Source organism: Hymenobacter sp. 15J16-1T3B (genome assembly GCF_020711235.1).
In the GTDB taxonomy this organism is placed as follows: Bacteria; Bacteroidota; Bacteroidia; order Cytophagales; family Hymenobacteraceae; genus Solirubrum.
In genome coordinates this window covers 81,589-100,021 of sequence record NZ_JAJFAV010000021.1, presented here as the reverse complement: position 1 = coordinate 100,021, position 18,433 = coordinate 81,589, and the positions used below count along the sequence as shown (strand labels likewise).

General features: G+C 64.7%; 11 protein-coding genes. 5 read left to right on the top strand and 6 right to left on the bottom strand.

All coding sequences use genetic code 11. The annotated features are described in order from the left end of the window. The first annotated feature begins 493 nt into the window (after positions 1 to 493). From LJ737_RS24920 to LJ737_RS24900, 5 genes are all read left to right on the top strand, one after another. Complete coding sequence (locus LJ737_RS24920; protein WP_227769485.1) at positions 494 to 2,536, top strand: BatA domain-containing protein; 2,043 nt, start codon at positions 494 to 496, stop codon at positions 2,534 to 2,536. 71 nt (positions 2,537 to 2,607) lie between these two features. Further along, positions 2,608 to 3,117, top strand: coding sequence for a DUF4199 domain-containing protein (locus LJ737_RS24915; protein ID WP_227769484.1), 510 nt, complete (start codon positions 2,608 to 2,610; stop codon positions 3,115 to 3,117). 33 nt (positions 3,118 to 3,150) lie between these two features. Continuing rightward, positions 3,151 to 3,684 (top strand): DUF4199 domain-containing protein, encoded by a 534-nt coding sequence (locus LJ737_RS24910; protein ID WP_227769483.1) that lies wholly within the window; start codon positions 3,151 to 3,153, stop codon positions 3,682 to 3,684. Next, positions 3,677 to 4,657 (top strand): glycosyltransferase family 2 protein, encoded by a 981-nt coding sequence (locus LJ737_RS24905; protein ID WP_227769482.1) that lies wholly within the window; start codon positions 3,677 to 3,679, stop codon positions 4,655 to 4,657. The genes LJ737_RS24910 and LJ737_RS24905 overlap by 8 nt, the downstream gene beginning before the upstream one ends. 162 nt (positions 4,658 to 4,819) lie before the next feature. Then, complete coding sequence (locus LJ737_RS24900) at positions 4,820 to 5,962, top strand: glycosyltransferase (protein ID WP_227769481.1); 1,143 nt, start codon at positions 4,820 to 4,822, stop codon at positions 5,960 to 5,962. 307 nt (positions 5,963 to 6,269) lie between these two features. Here LJ737_RS24900 and LJ737_RS24895 read toward each other — a convergent pair whose 3' ends face one another. The 6 genes from LJ737_RS24895 to LJ737_RS27030 form a co-directional block, all read right to left on the bottom strand. After that, positions 6,270 to 6,632: a hypothetical protein gene (locus LJ737_RS24895; protein ID WP_227769480.1), complete on the bottom strand. Its 363-nt coding sequence runs from the start codon at positions 6,630 to 6,632 to the stop codon at positions 6,270 to 6,272. Next, positions 6,632 to 7,732, bottom strand: a complete 1,101-nt coding sequence (locus LJ737_RS24890; protein ID WP_227769479.1) for a glycosyltransferase family 9 protein — start codon at positions 7,730 to 7,732, stop codon at positions 6,632 to 6,634. The genes LJ737_RS24895 and LJ737_RS24890 overlap by 1 nt, the downstream gene beginning before the upstream one ends. An 83-nt stretch (positions 7,733 to 7,815) precedes the next feature. Next, entirely contained in the window at positions 7,816 to 9,498 is a 1,683-nt protein-coding gene (locus LJ737_RS24885; protein WP_227769478.1) for a T9SS type A sorting domain-containing protein, read from the bottom strand. 86 nt (positions 9,499 to 9,584) lie between these two features. Beyond that, positions 9,585 to 11,291: a T9SS type A sorting domain-containing protein gene (locus tag LJ737_RS24880; protein ID WP_227769477.1), complete on the bottom strand. Its 1,707-nt coding sequence runs from the start codon at positions 11,289 to 11,291 to the stop codon at positions 9,585 to 9,587. A 219-nt stretch (positions 11,292 to 11,510) separates the two neighbouring features. Continuing rightward, positions 11,511 to 11,723, bottom strand: coding sequence for a PID-CTERM protein-sorting domain-containing protein (locus LJ737_RS24875; protein ID WP_227769476.1), 213 nt, complete (start codon positions 11,721 to 11,723; stop codon positions 11,511 to 11,513). Between the two features lie 65 nt (positions 11,724 to 11,788). Beyond that, positions 11,789 to 18,370 carry a DUF8693 domain-containing protein gene (locus LJ737_RS27030; RefSeq protein WP_262908035.1) on the bottom strand — a complete coding sequence of 2,194 codons (6,582 nt, stop codon included), beginning with the start codon at positions 18,368 to 18,370 and terminating at the stop codon, positions 11,789 to 11,791. Positions 18,371 to 18,433: the final 63 nt, after the last annotated feature.

The following is an 18,433-nucleotide window of genomic DNA, read 5'->3' as shown; positions in this document are numbered from 1 at the left end:
GGCTCAGGCGCACTCCTCGCGCGTGAGCTGCTCGTTGCAGCTGATGCCCGCCTGCGCCCCCTCCGCCGCCGCCACCAACGCCTGCTGCGCCGCCGGCGTCGTGTCGCCCGCCGCGTACACGCCAACGACGGACGTTTGAACGCGCTGGTGAAGACGAAGACAATATTGGTTATTGATGAAACCGTTTTCCGGTCAAGCCATAACGAACTAGATAAGCTCATGACATGGGTTGACGATTAACTACTTCAGGAATAGTGTTTTGAGTTGGTAAGGAATAGATTTTTGGTTTAGCTGTGCTTGAGAAAGAGCCTAATGGATACGCTGTATTAGTTGACTATCGACGTACCACATACTCCTGATACAGGAAGCATTTGGGATGAGTTATAAGTGGTCGATGTCACACCGCGATATTTAGTCTCTTGAAGGAGATAGGGGCGTCTTTTCTTATGGTTTCGCGTTATTTGATGTATCAGGTGATATCCTGAACAGGTTTATGACGCTAACGCATCCTTGGTTTTTGCTGGGTCTGTTGTCTTTGGCAGTACCGGTACTACTACATCTGTTTGAGCTGCGCAGGCCGCAGCGAGTATTATTTACCAACGTTGAGTTTATCCGAGAAGTAAAGCTATTGACCGCCAAGCAGCGTCGGCTGCAGCATTTGTTGGTACTAGCGTTGCGCCTGGGCTTTCTGACATTGTTGGTATTGTTGTTTTGTCAGCCTTTTATCCCTGCTCCCCACCAAAGCACACACGCGGATGTCGAAGCGAATGTGGTAATGGATGATTCGCCTAGTATGGCGGTGGAAACTGGTAGTGGCAAGCCGATGCTGGAGCAGAGCGTGAATGAAATGCAGCGGATTGTGCATGCTTTCCCCAAAACGGCGCAGTATCGGTTATGGGCTGGCCGTACGCCGCAAGCCAGCCTTTCGGCTAATAAATTGGTGGAAGAGCTCAGCCAGCTGAATCCTTCGGCTGCTAGTGCTGGCGTGCGGACAACATTGCGGCAGTTGGAAAATCGGGGTGGAAATGCCAAGCAGACTACGTTTGTCACTTCTGATTTCCAAAAGTCAAGCTTTGCCGCGGCCGACATACAGGGGCTTAGAAGTGCTGGAGAGGTATTTTTGCTGCCCTTGACGACGCGCGCAACCGCAAATGCTTACGTGGACAGCGTTTTCTTAACGGAAGAATTTGTACGCACTGGGGTGGATTTGCCCTTGCATATACGTCTGCGTAACGGCGGAGCTAAAGAAGCCACTCAGGTACAGGTGCGCGTATTCATAGGCCCGCGGCAGGTGGCAACTTATACCAGCAATGTGGCGGCTGGCAATACCGTTGAGAATATCGTGCGTATTCGGCTCGCGGAGGCGCAGACGCAGTTTGGGCGGGTTGAATTGGAGGAGCAGCCGGTTACGTATGACAACACTTACTATTTCACCCTAAAGCCCTCGGGGCGCATTCGCGTAGTGGATGTGAGCAGCGGAGGAACTGCTACGCAAAAACTGTATCCCAACGAAGCGGTGTTTGCTTATAGCCCTCTTCGGCCGGAAAGTAGTCCGGGGACACTCGAGGGAGCCGACTTGTTGATTGTGCAAGGCAACAGCAGGCTTACGCCTGGTTGGCAATCAGCGGCGGCCAAGTTTGTGGAACGGGGCGGAACGCTGGTGGTAATTCCACCCTCGGCAGCTGGTCTGCGGGCGGGGTATGATCAGCTATGGGCGTCGTTGGGGCTGACGTCGATGCGTTGGGCCACCGGGAGTACGGCGCAGGAACTGGCTGTACCCAATCAGCAGAACCCGTTCTTTAAGGATGTGTTTGCGCAGCAAACCCGGCAGCCAGACATGCCCCGCGCGACGCCCGTGCTCAGCTGGGGCCGGTCTACTACCGACGTGCTGCAGTTCCGGGATGGGCAACCATTCTTATCCGGATTCCGCAGCGGGCAGGGCATGGTATACGTATTTGCCTCGCCCTTGCAGGCTGGTCTTTCCACGTTTGCCGAACACCCGCTGTTCGTGCCGGTAATGTACCGGTTGGCGACACTAAGCAAATCCAGCGAGCAGCTGCCGGCGTATCGACTGACCAATCGGGCGGTGGTGCTGCGGCCGCTGGGGGCCCCAACCAGTGGCGCGGAGCAGGTATACAAGCTGCGCAACGACAGCAACTCGTACGTGCCGGCGCAGCAGCTGCGCAACGGGCGGCTGTACCTGCAGCTGCCTGCGCCGATGCGCCAGCCGGGATACTACCAGCTGACGCTGAACGATAAGGTGCTCACGACGCTGGCCTTCAATGTCGATAAGAAAGAATCAGAACTGGCGCAGTACTCGGCCGAGGAGCTGCGGCAACTGACCGCGGCTTACCCCAACGTGCACGTGTACGAAGCGGGCGGGGAGCGGAGCGCCGCCCAGCAGCTGGCCGAGGAGCGCAACGGGACGCCGCTGTGGCGCTATTGCCTGGTGGGGGCGCTGCTGTGCCTGCTGGGCGAAGTACTGGTGCTGCGCTTTGGGCAGCGCCGGGAGCGACTGGAGCCGCAAGCTGCATAAGCAGAGGGCTAGGCGTTGGCAAAAAGACGCCTAACTTGCCGCTTCGGTATGCAAGCAAGCCGGTAGGGAACATGAATAATCAAGCGGTAATCCGGACGGCGTTGCGCGTGGGCGTCATTGCCGGTATCATCTGCGTGGGGTGGATTGTGTTGTTGTACGCCACGGGCCAAAACCCTTTCGGGCCGAAACGGCTGATGAGCTTCTTTGTGTCGCCGGCGGCGGCGGTATGGGCCGAGTGGCAACTGCGGCAACGGCACCGCGACCTAGCCAACCTGGGCCGGCAGCTGCTGGTGGGCGTGGTGACGGTGGGCATGACGGCATTGCTGGCGGGCACGGGCATGTACGGGGTGGCCCGCGTGGCCGGTCCCGGCGCCATTGAGCGCAACCGCCGCGAGATGGAGCAGGTGGTGCGCGCCGAGCGGGCCCGGTTTCTGAAAGAAAAAGGCGGCAAAGAGCAGTACGAGCGCACCTTGGCCGGCATTGCTACCACGCCGCAGGGCTTGGCCACGGATGAATTCAGCAAAAAGCTAATATTAGGGCTGTTGCTTGCCGTGCCCGGAGCTATTTTCTTACGGCGCTAACTTCCAACTCCACTCAACCCCAACGCCTACCCCATGGAAAACACGACTACCTCCACCGTAACCACCACCGCTGCCGGCCTGCGCTACGGCGTGCTCACGGGCATTGTCAGCATCATTTACGCTTTCATTTTGATGATGACGGGCATGGAGCAGAACTCCGGCATGAGCATCATCACGTTCCTCATTCTGATCGGGGGCATTGTGCTGGCCCATCGGTATTACAAGGAACATAACGCCGGCTTTATGTCCTACGGCCAAGGCCTGGGCATTGCCGCCGTGTTGGGAGCTGTTACCGGGCTGCTGAGCGGCATCTTCCGCTACATCTACATCACGTTCATCGATCCGCAGTACATGGAAAACACGATGAACGCGATGCGCGCCAAGCTGGAAACCGAGGGCAAGTTGAGCGACGAGCAGATTGATCAGGCCGTGCAAATGGCGCAGAAGTTTAGCGGCTCCGGGCCCATCGGTATTTTGTTTGCGGTGCTGGGCACGGCCCTGTTTGCCCTTCTTCTCGCGCTGATTATTTCGGCCATCACCAAGCGTAACCGCCCCGAGTTTGAGTAACCCCGCTTCGAAATCATTTCCCGTCGAGCTGTCCATCGTCATTCCGCTGCTCAACGAGGCCGAATCCTTACCGGAGTTGACGCAGTGGATTCGGCGGGTGCTGCAGGCCCGCGGGCTCACGTACGAAGTCATCTTGGTCGACGACGGCTCAACGGACAACTCCTGGGAAGTCATCGAGGAGCTGGCGGCCACGGATACGGCCCTGCGCGGCATTCGCTTCAACCGCAACTACGGCAAATCGGCGGCGCTGGACACGGGCTTCCGGGCCACGCGCGGCCGGGTGGTGTGCACCATGGACGCCGACCTGCAGGATTCGCCCGAGGAATTGCCCGAGCTCTACCGCCTCATCACCGAGGAGCAGTACGATTTGATCAGCGGCTGGAAGAAAAAGCGCTTCGACCCGCTCTCGAAAACCATTCCGACCAAGCTGTTCAACGGCGTGACGCGCTGGATTTCGGGCATTCAGCTGCACGACTTCAACTGCGGCCTCAAAGCTTATAATCACCGCGTGGTGAAGAGCATCGAGGTGTACGGCGAGATGCACCGCTACATCCCCGTCATTGCCAAGTGGGCCGGGTTTCGGCGCATCGGCGAGAAGGTGGTGCAGCACCAGGAGCGCAAGTACGGCGTGACTAAGTTCGGCTTGGAGCGCTTCGTCTACGGCTTTCTGGACTTGCTGAGCATCACCTTCGTGAGCCGTTTCCGGCGGCGGCCCATGCACTTTTTCGGTACCATGGGCGTGCTGGCCTTTTTCATCGGGACCATCATTGCCCTGTGGCTGACGGGGGAGAAGTTCTGGCTGTCGATGCACAACCTGCGCGCCCGCTCGGTAACGGACCAGCCGCTGTTCTTCTTCGCGCTGGTGGCGGTGATTATCGGCGTGCAGCTGTTTCTGGTTGGGTTCCTGGCCGAAATGGTGCAGCTGAACGGGCAGCGCGAGTACTTGGTGCGCGAGCGACTGAATTTAGATTAACCGCTTTATTTGTCATCCTGAGCCTGAGCGAAGGACCTTTCTCGAGCCCCGCACCAACGTCACAGTCTTAGCCAAGACTCAACCGGCGGTGCAGGCAAGGAGGAAGGTCCTTCGCTCAAGCTCAGGATGACGTTTTGTTTTCCCTTCCATACCGATTCACCCATGCGCGTAGTCATCATCGGGCCGGCGTACCCGCTGCGGGGCGGGCTGGCCACTTACAACGAGCGGCTGGCGCGGGCCTTCCGCGAAGCCGGTGACGAGGCGCGCATCGTCACGTTTAGCCTGCAGTACCCCGAGTTTCTGTTTCCGGGCACCACGCAGTACAGCACCGACCCGGCGCCCACGGACCTCGACATCCAAGCCAGCATCAACTCGGTGAACCCGCTGAGCTGGTGGCGGGTGGGGCGGCAGCTGCGCCGCGAACGGCCCGATTTGGTGATTTTCCGCTTCTGGTTGCCGTTTATGGGCCCCGCGCTGGGCACCATTGCCCGCTTGGTGCGCGGCAACCGGCACACGCGCCTGGTGACCATCACCGACAACGCCATTCCGCACGAAAAGCGCCCCGGCGACCGGCCGCTGACGCGCTATTTCCTGCCCCAGAACCACGGTTTCGTGACCATGAGCCGGGCCGTGCTGGCCGATCTGCGCCGCCTGGGGCTCAAGCAGCCCGCCCGCTACCAGGCGCATCCGCTCTACGACAACTTCGGTCCCATCGTGCCCAAAGCCGAGGCCTTGCGCCGCCTGGGACTCGACCCGCAGTTCCGCTACCTGCTGTTTTTCGGGTTTATCCGGGCTTACAAGGGCCTCGACGTGCTGCTGCAGGCCTTTGCCGACGAGCGGCTGCGCCAGCTGCCGGTGAAGCTCATTGTTGCCGGCGAGTTCTACGAGGACGCCGCGCTCTACGAAGAACTGATTCGCACGCACCACCTGGAAAGCCGGTTGGTGCGCGCCACCGACTTCATCCCGAACGAGCGGGTGGCCGACTACTTCTCGGCCGCCGATATGGTGGTGCAGCCCTACAAGCACGCCACTCAGAGCGGCGTGTCGCAGATTGCCTACCACTTCGAGCGCCCCATGCTGGTAACCGACGTGGGGGGCCTCGCGGAGCTTATTCCGGACGGCGAAGTGGGCTACGTGGTGGAGCCCACCCCCAAAGCCATTGCCGACGCGCTACTGGATTTCGCGACGCACCCTGAAAAAGAGGCCGTGTTCGAAGCCGGTACGCGCCACTACAAGCAGCAATTCTCGTGGAGCGAAATGGTGAAGGCGCTCAAGGCCGTAGCTCAGCCGGAAGGTAAGCTCTAAGCGTGGCCGTCTGACGCCGCTGCGGAGCCTGGTCGTCAGTCCTAGCTACACAAAAACAATGGTTTCCGGGCACCAGGAACGTTCCTGGTGCCCGGAAACCATTGTTTTTGCATGCACGGGACGTTCCATGCGCCTGGAAACCATCGATTTCGAGCACTTGGGAGTTTCTACGTGCCCAAAAACAATGGTTTTTGCCCATGTAGGGAATCCCATGAGGCCCCAAACCATCGGTTCCGGGCACATGGGACGTCCCATGTGCCCGGAACCGATGGTTTGGAGTGAGGTGTCATGCGGCTGGCCGGCAACCTCAGTCAATGTTGGCGGGCGGGTACCAATCGACCACGAACAGCCAGCCGGCCAGCAGCAGCGGCCAGAGTAACCACAGCAGCCAAGCTACGCGGACCCGGCGGTCGGTGCGCCGCTGCTGACGTCGGGCCAGCCCGTAAATCAGCAGCGGCAGCAGGGCCAGCCGCAGTACGTGCCAGATAACGTAGCCGGCCGTGCGAATCTTGGATACGGGGTGGTAGCCCACCACGGCGTGAATGTGGCCGTTGGTTTCGTCGTACTCGGCGCTGCCGGGCGGGTAGGCCGTGAAGCACATGCCCACAACCAGCAGCGCTAGCAGCAGGCCGCCGAGCAGGGCCCGGGTGTTGCCGTCGGGCCGGGGCATTAGGTCGGCAGGCTTTCCTGCACCGCCCGGAAGACTTTGTCGGCCGGCAGCTCTTCCATGCAGCTGGTGCCCAAGCGGCAGCTGCCGCGGTAGAAGCACACGCAGGGGCGGTCGGGCTGCACGATCTGGCCGCGGCCGTAGAGGTCGAATTCGTAGGGGTTGAAGATGTTGTTCATCAGCACCGTGGGCTTGCGCAGGGCAATGCTGATGTGCATGGCCATGGTCACCTGCGTCACGATGAGGTCCATCTGATCGAGCAGGTTGATGAACTGGGGCAGCGAGAAGTAGCCGGGGTAGGTGGCGCCGGTGGCCGCGTGCAGGCGCTGGTTGCGCTCATCCTCGGCTTGGCCGCCGAGCAGCACGGGCTGGTAGCCGGCCGCGCGCAGTTGCTGAATCAGCGCAATCCACTTCTCGTCGGACCAGAGGCGGGTGGTCCACCGGTCGCCGCAGCCGGTGTTGAGGCCCACGCGGCGGCCAGCCGGGGGCAGCAGGGGCCAGCGGTAGCCCTTGTCGGCGTGGGTGTCGAACACGTACTCCTCGCCGCGGAACTCGAAGCCGCAGAGCTCGAAGATTTCCTGCACGTAGGGCTTCTGGTTTTGCAGGCTCAGCTCGTCGAATACACCAGTGAGGTACTTGTGCTCGGCCAGCTCGTTCTGGGGCCACACCACGCCGTCGTAGGGGCGCAGGGCGTAGCCGAACTTCTGCCGGGCCTTGATCGAGTTCAGCAGCGCGCCGGCTTCCTTGTCCTTGTCGAGGTTGTAGACGATGTCAAACTCCCGACCCTGCAGCTGCACAATGCTGCTCAGCTCAAACTTGAGCACCTCGTCGGGGCCGTCGTGGGCGGGCAGAATGGCGGGCGTGTGGGTGAGCCAGGTGATGTAGCACTGCGGAAACTCCTGGCGCAGGCGGCGCAGCAGCGGGGTAGTGCGAATCACGTCGCCGATGGCGCCGAGCTTGATGATGAGCAGGCGCTGCTGCACCGGGGCGTACACCGGGCAACCGCCGCACTGGTAGCCGTGCTCTTTGTTGGGGCGGCAGGGCAAATCACCGCGAAAGTGGCGGCAGTCGGGATGAACGGTGATGCCGTGGAGGTCGGGCATGAAGCGGGGCAGAGTGAAAAAGCGGAGGCTAAAATTAGCAGCCGCCAAGGAAAGCGACGCGCTACGCCGCCGCACGCGCTGGATTATTCCACCAGCAAGCGGGCCGTTGCGCGCCCGCTGCGCAGCAGGTATACGCCCGGGGCCAGGCCAACCAAGGGCAAGACCGCCTGCGTGGCCGCCGCCCCGACGTCCCAGCGCCGCACTTCCCGCCCCAGGCCGTCCAGCAGCTGCACGCCGGGCGCGTGCGGGCCGCGCCCAAACGTGAGCCGCACCTGCTGGCTGGCCGGGTTGGGCGCGAGACTGAACGCGGACTCCACGGCCGCTGCCTGGGCCGCCGTGACGGTGGCATCGGTCCGCAGAACGAACGGGGCCGCGTGCAGGACCGGGTCCGCACTGGCGTTGGCCAGGGCCTGCGCCCCCGCCGCCAGGGTCGAGCTGCCGAACCCGCCGACCACGGCGCAGCGGCCCTGCGCGTCGGCGGCCATGCCCGCGGGCAAGTCGTCCCCGCCGCCCCCGGCCTGCAGGATGTACTGCCAGGTGCCGGCCGCCGACAAGCCCGCCACGAACACGTCGGCGTTGTTGTTGAATTGGTTGAAATTCGTGAGGAGGGCGGTGCCGCCGTACAACCACTTGCTGCGCGTAAAGCCGGCTACCAGCACGGTGTTCTGATTGTCGACGGCCAGGCCCACCACCTTGTCTTCGTTGTCGCCGCTGAGGCGGGTGGCTTGCACCCACGTATTCGTGGCCGTGTCGAGGTGGGCGACGAAAATTTCCTCGTAGGGCGCGTTCGAATTGTAGAGCGTGGGCAGGCTGCTCAGGTTGATGCTGTACTGGTACACGCCGGCCACCACCAAGCGGCCCTGGCGGTCCAGCGTGACGGCGTCGGCGCGGTCAACGCCCGCGCTGCCGATGGCGAGGGCGCGCGTCCAGCGCCCCGTGGGCAACATGCTGGCGACGAACCCCTCACTACGGTACGCCAGGCTGGTATTGACCACTTGCTTGGTGCCGAAGTTGACGCGCGGGCTTTCGTAGCTCCCGACCACGGTGGCCGTCCCTTGCGCATCCAGCGTCACGCCGAAGGCCCGCTCGTACTGCGTCCCGCCAATGCTCTGCGCCTGCGACCAAACGCCGGTCGGATTGAGGCGGGCCACAAACAGGTCGGTGGTGGTGCCCGTGGGGTCGGCGTTAGGCAGCGTAAACGCCCCAAGGGCCAGTGCTGGGCCGTCGAAATGCCCCACCACCGTGGCCGTGCCGGCTGCATCCACCGCCAGCGAGGTTGGTTCGGTGTTGTACCCCGAGCCGAACTGCGCGGCTTGCGTCCATGCTCCCGCGGCACTTAGCCGGGCCACGAAGCCGTCTTTGCTGCCCAGAGAGCGGGTCAGCGTAGCGGCGCCAAACGTCACGCTCAGCGTGAAATTACCGGTAATCGTGATGTTGCCCTGCGCGTCGATGGCTAGGTCGCTGGGGAATACGGCGTCGCCGGGCGCCTGCACCAGTTGGGTGCACACACCGGCGCTGGTAAAGCGGGCCACGTACAAGCCCGGGCCGGTCAGTGGCGCAAAGGGCGGCAGGGTAAGGCTGCCCTCAAAATAACCCGCCACCACCGTGCTGCCGTTGCGCACATCCACGGCCGAGGCCCGGCCGCCCATCTGGCTGCCGCCGCGCGCCCATTGCCAGTTTTGGGCGTGGGCGGGCGGGGCCAGCAGCCAGATGGGCAGCCACATAAGGAACGTCAGCAACCGGTGAACGGCCGAAAATGTGCGCATAGCTATAAAGATGAACGCGCAAGTTACAGCCCAAGGCGCGGCCCGAAAAGGGCGCGCGGGAGCCGCCGGGAAGCTGGCGGCGCAGGCTACTCCACTACCAGCCGGCCGCCGGCGGCGCCGCAGCGCACCCCGTACACGCCCGCCGGTAGGCCCCGTACGTCGAGCATGGCAGTGCTGGCGTGCGCAGGCACGGCCACGCGGCGCACCGGCCGGCCCAGCGCATCGGTTACCACCACCTCCGGGCCGGCCGCGGCGCCGAGGTGCAGCCGCACCAGCTCGCGCGCGGGGTTCGGTGCCAGGCTCAGCGGCTCCCGCACGCGCGGGCCTGTCGTGGCGTTGACCAAGCCGCCCAAGCGGCCCACAAAACAAGTGGTGGAGGAGGCATCGACGGGCAGCGAGCCAAACCCGAACGGGCCGCTGGCAGTGGCGCCAATAAAGCCCGATACGATGGCCGAGGTGCCCGTCAAGATGACGTTATTGGCCCCGTCAGTAGCGTTGCCGCCGGCGCGCACGCCGTAGGTCCAAACGCCGGCTGTGCTGAGGCGGGCCACAAAGACGTCGACGCCGGTTGAGTTGGGGTGGTCCAGCGCCACGGTGCCGAACTGCGCCGTGGGGCCAGCCAGCTGGCCCGCAATGGTGGCGTTGCCGTCGGTATCGAGGGCTACGGTGGTGGGGTAGCACAGGCTCGACGAGGTGGCACGCACGGCCTGCGTCCAGGTGCCGCCGGCGCTCAGCCGGGCCACCAGCGGGTCATAGTTGACGCCCGGGGCGGGGGCACTGAGCGTAGTGGTGCCGATGGTGGAGGCGCCGCCTTGGTAGAGTCCGGTCACCACCACGTTGCCATTGCCGTCGACGGCCAGGGCGTTGAACTGGTCGTTGCTCTGGGCGCCCCCGGCGCGCACGGCCTGCGTCCAAGTGCCGCCGGTGCCGGCCGCGCCGCCCAGCGTGAGCTTGGCCACGAAGGCGTCAAAGGTCACGCGGCTAGCGTCGGCATTGGTAAGGGTGGTCGGGCCGAAGGCCACGCTGGCGCTGGTGAAGATGCCCGCAACGTACGCCGTGCCGGCGGCGTCTTGCACCAAGTCCAAAATGTTGTCGTGGTCGATGCCGCCGGCGCGCACGGCTTCGGTCCACTGCCCCGCGGCCGAGAGGCGGGCCACGAAAATATCCGCGCTCAGGCCGGCGGCGCTGGCGTTGGTCAGCGTGAGCGAACCGAGCGTGAGCGTGGGGCTCAGAAAGAAGCCCGCCACGGTGGCTCGGCCGGCGGCGTCCAGGGCCAGGCCCCGCGGCTCGTCGTTGCCGGGGCCGCCCACGCCGATGGCCTGCGTCCACTGCCCGGCGGCGTTCAGGCAGGCCACGAAAATGTCGTTGGTGGTGCTGGGGCCGGCGTTGGTGAGCGTGAAGGCGGTGCCAAAATCCAGCGTGGGGCTGGCAAAGCGCCCGGTCACCACGATGTTGCCCATATTGTCGACGGCCACCTTGGTGGGGTAGTCGCTGGCTGCGCCGCCCGCGCTAGCCGCCTGCAGCCAAGTGCCGCTGGGGCTGAGCCGGCCCACAAACAGGTCCTGCCCGCCGGCGCTGGTCAGCAAGGTAGTACCCAGCACGACGGTGCCGGAAATCGTGCCCGCTACCACGATGTTGCCGCTGGCATCCAGGGCCGAGGCCGTAATCTGGGAGGTGCCGCCGGTGCGGGGCTGGGTGGTGAGCCACTGCCAGGTTTGGGCTTGCAGGCCGAGCGGCGCGGCCAGCAGGGCGCACAACGCGGCGCCGAAGCCTTGGGTAAGAATGCGTTTCATATCGGATGAGAAAACAACAATGCGGTGGCAAGATAGGTAGCCTAGTGCGGGTGCTGACCGGTAAAATGGGCCTGCAGCGCAACTGATTGTCTGCCCGGCCTGCAAAAAAGGAAAACCGGGAGGCGGCCGCGGAAGCAGACGGTGGACCTGGCCGCCCGCAAAAAAAGCCGCCTCCCAGCGGGAAGCGGCTTTTGCCAAGGCCGAGGTGCATCCTCGTTACTAGCTCGTCCGGCGGCGCAGAGCCCGAAGGCCTACGCCGGCCCCGGCCAGCAGCAGCAAGGAGGCCCCGCCGTCGAGGGGCACGGCCGTGGGGTCGGCGGCCGGCGTGCCGGGCGTGGGCCCGCCCGAGCCGGGCGTCTGGGCCAAGGAAGCGGGGCCGGTCAGCAGCAGTAATAGCAGCAGCGCAGCCCCACTACCCAAGCCGGTGGTCAACTTGCGTATGTGAGCGGAGAAAGGAGAACGGGAAACGGCAATTGGGGAAGCGAACGAAGAAGTCATCATTGCTTGATAAGACGTTTGGTAAGGAAGGTGCCATCGGCCAGCGTCAGGCGCAGGGTGTACACGCCCACCGGCAGCCCGGCAGCGCTGAATTCGGCCTGCAGCCCGGTCGCCAGCACCGATACCGGCTGGCGGCGTACCACTTGGCCCAGCGCATTGTACAGCGTGGCGTCGGCCTGCTGGCCAGGCACCGCGGCCGCGAGGCGCAGCGTAAACGAGCCCGTCGTCGGGTTGGGGAATACGCTGAGCTGGTCGGCCTGCCGGGCGCTGGCCGTGGCCGTCACGCCGCTGGGGCGGAACATCAGGCTGAAGCGGCCGGTGGCCGCTAGGCCGTCGTGTACGAAGGAGTAGCTGGTCAGCGGCTGCAGGCTGACGTCTTGACCGGTGAGGGCATCGTGCAGGTACACCTGAGTGCCGGACGCAAGGTTCAGCAGCTGGGCGGCTTGCAGCGCGTAGGTGCCGGCGCGGGGCACGGCCACGTGCAGCGGCACCACGGTAGCCCCCGTCAGCAGCGGCAGGCCCGATATGGCCAGCGGACGGCTGCCCGCCAGGGAGGCGAGGCTCAGGCCGGTGCTGTTCGGCAGCTTGAGCGCGTCGTACTCGGCGTCGACGCCGCTGGTGGCGCCGGCTTCAACGTACACGTAGGTCGCATCGGCCGTGCCGGCCCCCAGCAGCTGCAGTTCGAGCTGCGGACGCAGGTCGGCCGTGCCGCGCAGCAGGGGCGTGGCGTCGGGGGCGGTCAGGCGGTGCCCGTCGCGCAGCGTGAGGCGGCCCGTGGCTGCGGAGTCAGCAACGCGCACGAAGAAGCCCTGGCCCAGCGGTACGATGGGGTTGCCCACGCCGTTGACGTAGCTGCGGTAGCGGCCCACGTACGGACCGGTGCTTTCAAACACGTGCATGGCCCCGGTCAGGCCGCTGCGGTCGGCAGACGGCACGCGGCTCCAGTCGAGCGGGGCGGGGTAGGGGTTGCCCACCAGCTGCCAGCCGGCGTCGGCCCCGGCGCCGCGCGCGAAGCTCAGCGGCAGGGTGCCGGTGTTGAGCTGGCCCACGAAGTCGACGGTTTGCGCCGCCGGCAGGTTCACGGTGTAGCCGCGGCCCGGCTGCAGCGCATCGGTCAGCGTCGCGGGCGACACCCAGCCTTTGTCGAAGGTGCTGTACCCGGTGGCGGGGCTGGTGGCCTGCCGCGCCGGGTCGTAGCCGAATACCGTCGGGAAGGGCGTCACCTGGTTGGGCGTAGCCGAGGTGTTGTAGGCCGGGTTCACCACGGGCGCAAACCCGCTGGTGGCCAGGTCCGCCACCGTGGTGCTGGCCACCGGGGCCGCGAGGTGGCGGTAGCCGGTGCCCGGGTTCAGGGCCGGGCTGATGTAGCGCTGCACGGTAGCCGTACCGTTGACCACGCCGTTGGTATTGACCACCAGGGCCGTGCTGGCCGCCGAGGAAAGCAGAGTCAGCGCCTGGCCGTTGGTGTTCAGGTTGCCGGTGGTCAGCGTCAGCACCTGGCTTAGGCCGAGCGGCTGGCTCAAGGTTACGCCGGCGGCGTTGTTGACCGTCAGGTTGCGCACCTGAGCGGGCAGGCCGCTGCCGGTTACTTGCGCCACCGAGCCGTTGTACACGTAGCTGGCGTCGGAGCTAAAGGAGCGGGTGCCCGTCAGCTGCACGGCGCCCGTGGCGCCCGAAAGGGTGATGCCGGCCGCGTCGCAGATGCTGAGCGTGGCGCCCGCCGGCAGGGCGAAGCTGCCGCTGCCGGTCAGGGCCTGGCAGTTGGTGGTGAGCACGCCGCCGCTCTGCACCGTCAGCGTGCCACTCACCGCGAGCGGGCCGCTGAGCGTGGCGGCGCCCGTGCCGGTGATGGTCACGTTGTTGTACGAGCCGCTGATGTTCTGCGCGGTGCTGACGGTCAAGTCGGCCAGCGAAGACGTTACCTGCACCGGGGCCGAGGTGACAGTGCAACCGCTGCCGTAGCTGGCCGTGGCCGTATAGCTCCCCGCCTGCGTCACCGTGAGCGTGGGGCCGGTGGTGTTGCCGGGCGTCCAGGTGTAGGTGGCGCCGGCAACGGGCGTGGCGGCAGTGTTCCGACTGCCATCGGCGTTGAGGGCGAACAGGTAATCGGGCGTAGCGGCGTTGCCGTTGTAGGCCGTGAAAAAGCCTCCTACTAGTACTCTGCCACTGGTCAGCAGGTCCAGCGCGTACACGTAGTTATCCAAGCCGCCGTTTGAGCCGTTGAAACTCACGTCGCGGCTTCCGTCCGCATTCAGTCGAACGAGGTGGTCGGGTACCGGCTGCGTGGGGGTCGTTTCTTCGACTTTGTTGTAATCTCTAAACGCCCCACCCACCAGCACTTTGCCATCGGCCTGCAACGCCAGCGCAAACACTTGGCCAACCGCTACCTGTCCAGGGGTCATCGTGAAACCAGCGGTACCTACATTGGCGCCGTTGAAGCTTGCATCGTAGCTGCCGTTGGCATTGAGGCGCACGAGGCCATCGGGTACGTCGGCGTTGTTGTAAATAGAAAATGCACCGCCGACCAACACTTTCCCATCGGGCTGCAACGCCAGCGAAATCACATCGCGGTTGAACCCGGCGTTTACCCCGATATAAGCGTTGAAGGTAGCATCGCGGCTGCCGTTAGGGTTAAGCCGGATAAGCCCGTTGGGCACCTGTTCAATGATGGTACCGGATGGTTCTTCGCCGTTGTAGTCGAAGATAATCCCGCCGATCAGGATTTTGCCATCGGGCTGCACGGCCAACGTGTTCACCGTTCCACCATTAACGCCGGAGTTGCTGCCGTTGAAAGAAGTGTCGCGGCTACCGTCAGTGTTCAGCCGGACCACGCCGCGCGGTACGCTCACCGCGTTGTAGGTGATAAAGTTACCGCCCACCAATACTTTGCCATCCGACTGCAAGGCTACACTTAGTACGTTTCCACCAGCCACATTGAACCCGGCATTGGAGCCGTTGAAGCCGGTGTCGCGGCTTCCATCGTCGTTAAGACGGATGACGCCCCAGGGCGTAGCAGCGTTGTTATACGAGTTTATATCTCCGGCCACCAGTATTTTGCCGTCTGCCTGAACCGCTATGCTCCGCACAATCCCGTTGTCAAAACCGGAGTTGGTCCCGTTGAAGCTCAGGTCCCGGCTTCCATCGGCATTGAGGCGGATAAGACCCCGCGGCACGTTCACGCCGTTGTAGGCCTGGAAGCTTCCGCCTACCAGCACCTGCCCGTTGGGCAGCCGTAGCGCGGCATAAACCAACCCAGTAAAGCCGGCCGCGTTGAAAGCCGGCTCCACAGCTTGCGCCGTGAGCGTGACGCTGCCCCCGCCGGGCAAGCTCACCGGTCCGGTCGGCGTTACCGTGACCTGGGCCGTGCAGGGCACGGGCAGCGTCACTACGAAGCTACCAGCGGTGCTGGCCGTGCCGCTAGGCGTGCTTAGGCTGATAGCACCCGTGGTGGCGCCCGTGGGCACACTCACGGTAATCTGCGTATCCGAATTAACGGTAAAGCCGCTGGCAGCCGTACCGTTGAAGCTCACGGTTGTAGCACCCGTGAAGCCCGTACCAGTAAGCACTACGCTGGTGCCCACCGAGCCGCTGGCCGGGGTGAAGCTGGTGATGGTGGGCGTGGTGCCCACCCGGATCTGGCCCAGAAAATTGATTTCGATGCCCGTAGGGTTCGTCAGCGAGCTGCTGCCGAAGGTGGTCGGGGCGGTGGTGCTAGGCATGACCTCGCCGACTACGTACACGTAGCTGCCGCCCACGGCCACTGCGCGTCCCGCATCCATGCCCGGGCCGCCGCCGCTCACCGCGCCGCCGTCGGTGGCGGTGGCGCCCGCGTCGACGTACTTCGCCAGGAACACGTCGTCGCTGAAGTTTTCGTAGTTGTAGGGGCTGGACGAGCCGGCCAGCGCCGTACCCGCAATGGTGGCGCTGGTGTTGCTGCTGAAACGGCCCGTCACGTACACGTTGCTGCCGCTGACAGCCACGGCCAGGGCACCGTCGTCGTCGGTGCCGCCGCCGGTTTTCAGCCAGGTGCCGCTGCCCGTAGCGCCGTTGTCGGTGTACTTGGCCACGAACATCTGGTGGTTACCCGCGTTGGGAATAGCAGTGCCCGCAATGGTGGCGTTGCTGCTGGCCCACACCTGCCCCACCGCGTACACGGCGCTGCCGCTGGCGGCAATGCCCGTGCCCGCGTCGGCGTTCGGGCCGCCACCGCTGGCGGCCCAGCCGGCCGCGGCGCTGCTGCCGTTGTCGGTAAATTTGGCCACGAACATATCCGTGCCGCCGGCGCCCGCCAGTGCCGTGCCGGCAATGCTGGCGCCGGTAGCACTGGTAAAGCTGCCCGTCAGGTACACGCTGGAGCCATTCACGGCTACTGCGGCGCCCGCGTCGGTGCCGGTGCCGCCGCCGGCCACGGCCCAGCCGGCCGCGGCGCTGCTGCCGTTGTCGGTCCATTTGGCCACGAAGGCATCGGTGCCGCCGGCGCCGGCCAGGGGCGTGCCCGCAATGGTGGCGCTGGTGTTGCTGGTGAAGCTGCCCGATACGTAGAGGGCGCTGCCGCTGGCGGCAATGCCCGTGCCCGCGTCGGCGCCGGTACCGCCACCGGCCACGGCCCAGTTGCCGGTAGCCGTGCTGCCGTTGTCGGTGTACTTGGCCACGAATACATCGGTGCCGCCGGCGCTGGTTAGGGCCGTGCCGGCCATTGTGGCCGGACTGGTGGCGGTGCCTTCAAACGAGCCGGTTACGTACACGTTGTTGCCGCTCACGGCAAGACCAGTGGCCACATCAAGGCCCAAGCCGCCGCCGCGTACCGCCCACGCCCAGGTGTTGGTGCTGGGGCTCCACTTGGCCAGGAAGATATCGGAGCCCGAGCTACCCGAACCCAGCGCCGACAATACCGTGCTGCCGAAGCCCATGCTGCCGCTGAAGCTGCCGGTTACGAACACGTTGCCGGCGGCATCGGTAGCCGTGGCCCGCGTAATGGAGCGCCCGCCCGACAGCGGAAACTCGGCCCGCTGCCAGCTACCGTCGCTTGTGGCCAGCTGGCCCAGCACGCCCACGAGCCTAGGCGTCAAGGTTACCGGCGTGGTGTTGAAAGTGCCGTTATTCTCGATGTAAAGGCCGGCAAATACGCTGTTGCCGCTCACAGCCACGCCGTTGCCACGGTCCCCGTTGCCGCTGCCGCTGCTGCCGGCGCTTTTCACCCAACCCTCGCTGCCGCTGGCCGTGTACTTAACCACGAACGCGTCGTCGGCGCCGTTGCCGCCCGTGCTGGGTAGGTTGGTGGAGCCGATTTGGGCCGTCGTGCCGTAATACTCACCCACCACGTACACGTCGCCGCCGCTGGTGGTGATGGCGTTGCCGGAGGCATTGGCGCTGGAGTTGGGGTTGCTTGCGGAGCCGGAGCTACTGCTCACGCGCAGCCAGTTGCTGGTCGTGCCGGCACCGTTGTCGGTGAACTTGGCCACGAACAGCTGGCTGGAGCCGCCAAAGCCGGGCGCGGGCATGGCCATGCCGCCGATAACGGAGGCATTGTTGACGCTAGTGCCGACGCTGTGGATGTATTCACCCGTGATGTACACGCTGCTGCCGTCCACGGCCACGCCGTTGCCGGTGTCGTAGTAGTCGCCCCCGCCGCGCAGGCCCCACGCGCCCGTAGCCGAGGAGCCGTTGTCGGTGTACTTGGCCAGGATAATATCGGTCGCAGAGCCCGACTGGCCCTGCTGGCCGGTTCGCAGCAGGGTGCCACCCGCCACGATGTCGCCCGCGGCTTCGCCCGTGATGTACACGTTGCTGCCGCTGACGGCAATGGCCTTGCCTTTGGCAACGCCCGGCTTAGCACTGGAAGCCCCGCTGGAGGCGGCCGCCCAGTTGCCCGTTGCGGTTGCGCCGTTGTCGGTGTATTTGGCCGTGAACAGGGCCTCGTTTGTGTAGGACGGCGTCAGGGTGGTGCCCGCTACCGTAAAAGGGCTGCCCAGGGTGGAGAAACTGCCCGTCACGTACACGCTGCTGCCGCTCACGGCAATGCCATTGCCTTGGTCTTGGCCGGAGCTGGTGCCCTGGTAGGCCCAGTTGCCGGTGGCGCTGCTGCCGTTGTCGGTCCACTTGGCCACGAAAAACTCGTTCGAGGACTGGGTGGACGTGCTGGGGTTGGTGAGCGTGGTGGCGCCGAAGGTGCAGGTAGCTCCTTGGTAGAAGCCCGTCACGTACACGCTGCTGCCGCTCACGGCAATGGCCTGCGGCCAGGCGTCGCTGCTACGGATGGCCCACACCCAGCTGTTGGTAAGGGTGCTCCACTTCGCCAGAAACATAACGTTGCCACCAGATGAAGGCAGTCGAATGCTGCCGAACGTGGCGTCGCCGGAGACGCGGCCCACCACGTAGATGTTGCCCGCCCCGTCGGCGGCCGTAGCTCTGATTTCCGAATTGGCTTCGTAGCTGGTCGGCTGTAAAGCGTTGCCGCTGAACGCCTGCTGCCAGGTCGGCGCTGTTTGAGCCGCGGCCGGCACGGCCAGTAGCCACGGGGCAAATAACGCGGGCCATAACGGCACGCCGGTACGGCGCACTATCCGGGTAAAGTTGTACATAGGCGGTGGAAAAGTGAGGATACGAAACCTCAAAGTTCCTACCGATTCCTGTCATAGCACAAT

Coding starts and splice junctions, on each gene's coding strand:
- LJ737_RS24920 (WP_227769485.1), top strand. CDS start 494: ATGACGCTAACGCATCCTTGGTTTTTGCTGGGTCTGTTGTCTTTGGCA.
- LJ737_RS24910 (WP_227769483.1), top strand. CDS start 3,151: ATGGAAAACACGACTACCTCCACCGTAACCACCACCGCTGCCGGCCTG.
- LJ737_RS27030 (WP_262908035.1), bottom strand. CDS start 18,370: ATGTACAACTTTACCCGGATAGTGCGCCGTACCGGCGTGCCGTTATGG.
- LJ737_RS24890 (WP_227769479.1), bottom strand. CDS start 7,732: ATGCCCGACCTCCACGGCATCACCGTTCATCCCGACTGCCGCCACTTT.
- LJ737_RS24885 (WP_227769478.1), bottom strand. CDS start 9,498: ATGCGCACATTTTCGGCCGTTCACCGGTTGCTGACGTTCCTTATGTGG.
- LJ737_RS24895 (WP_227769480.1), bottom strand. CDS start 6,632: ATGCCCCGGCCCGACGGCAACACCCGGGCCCTGCTCGGCGGCCTGCTG.
- LJ737_RS24900 (WP_227769481.1), top strand. CDS start 4,820: ATGCGCGTAGTCATCATCGGGCCGGCGTACCCGCTGCGGGGCGGGCTG.
- LJ737_RS24880 (WP_227769477.1), bottom strand. CDS start 11,291: ATGAAACGCATTCTTACCCAAGGCTTCGGCGCCGCGTTGTGCGCCCTG.
- LJ737_RS24915 (WP_227769484.1), top strand. CDS start 2,608: ATGAATAATCAAGCGGTAATCCGGACGGCGTTGCGCGTGGGCGTCATT.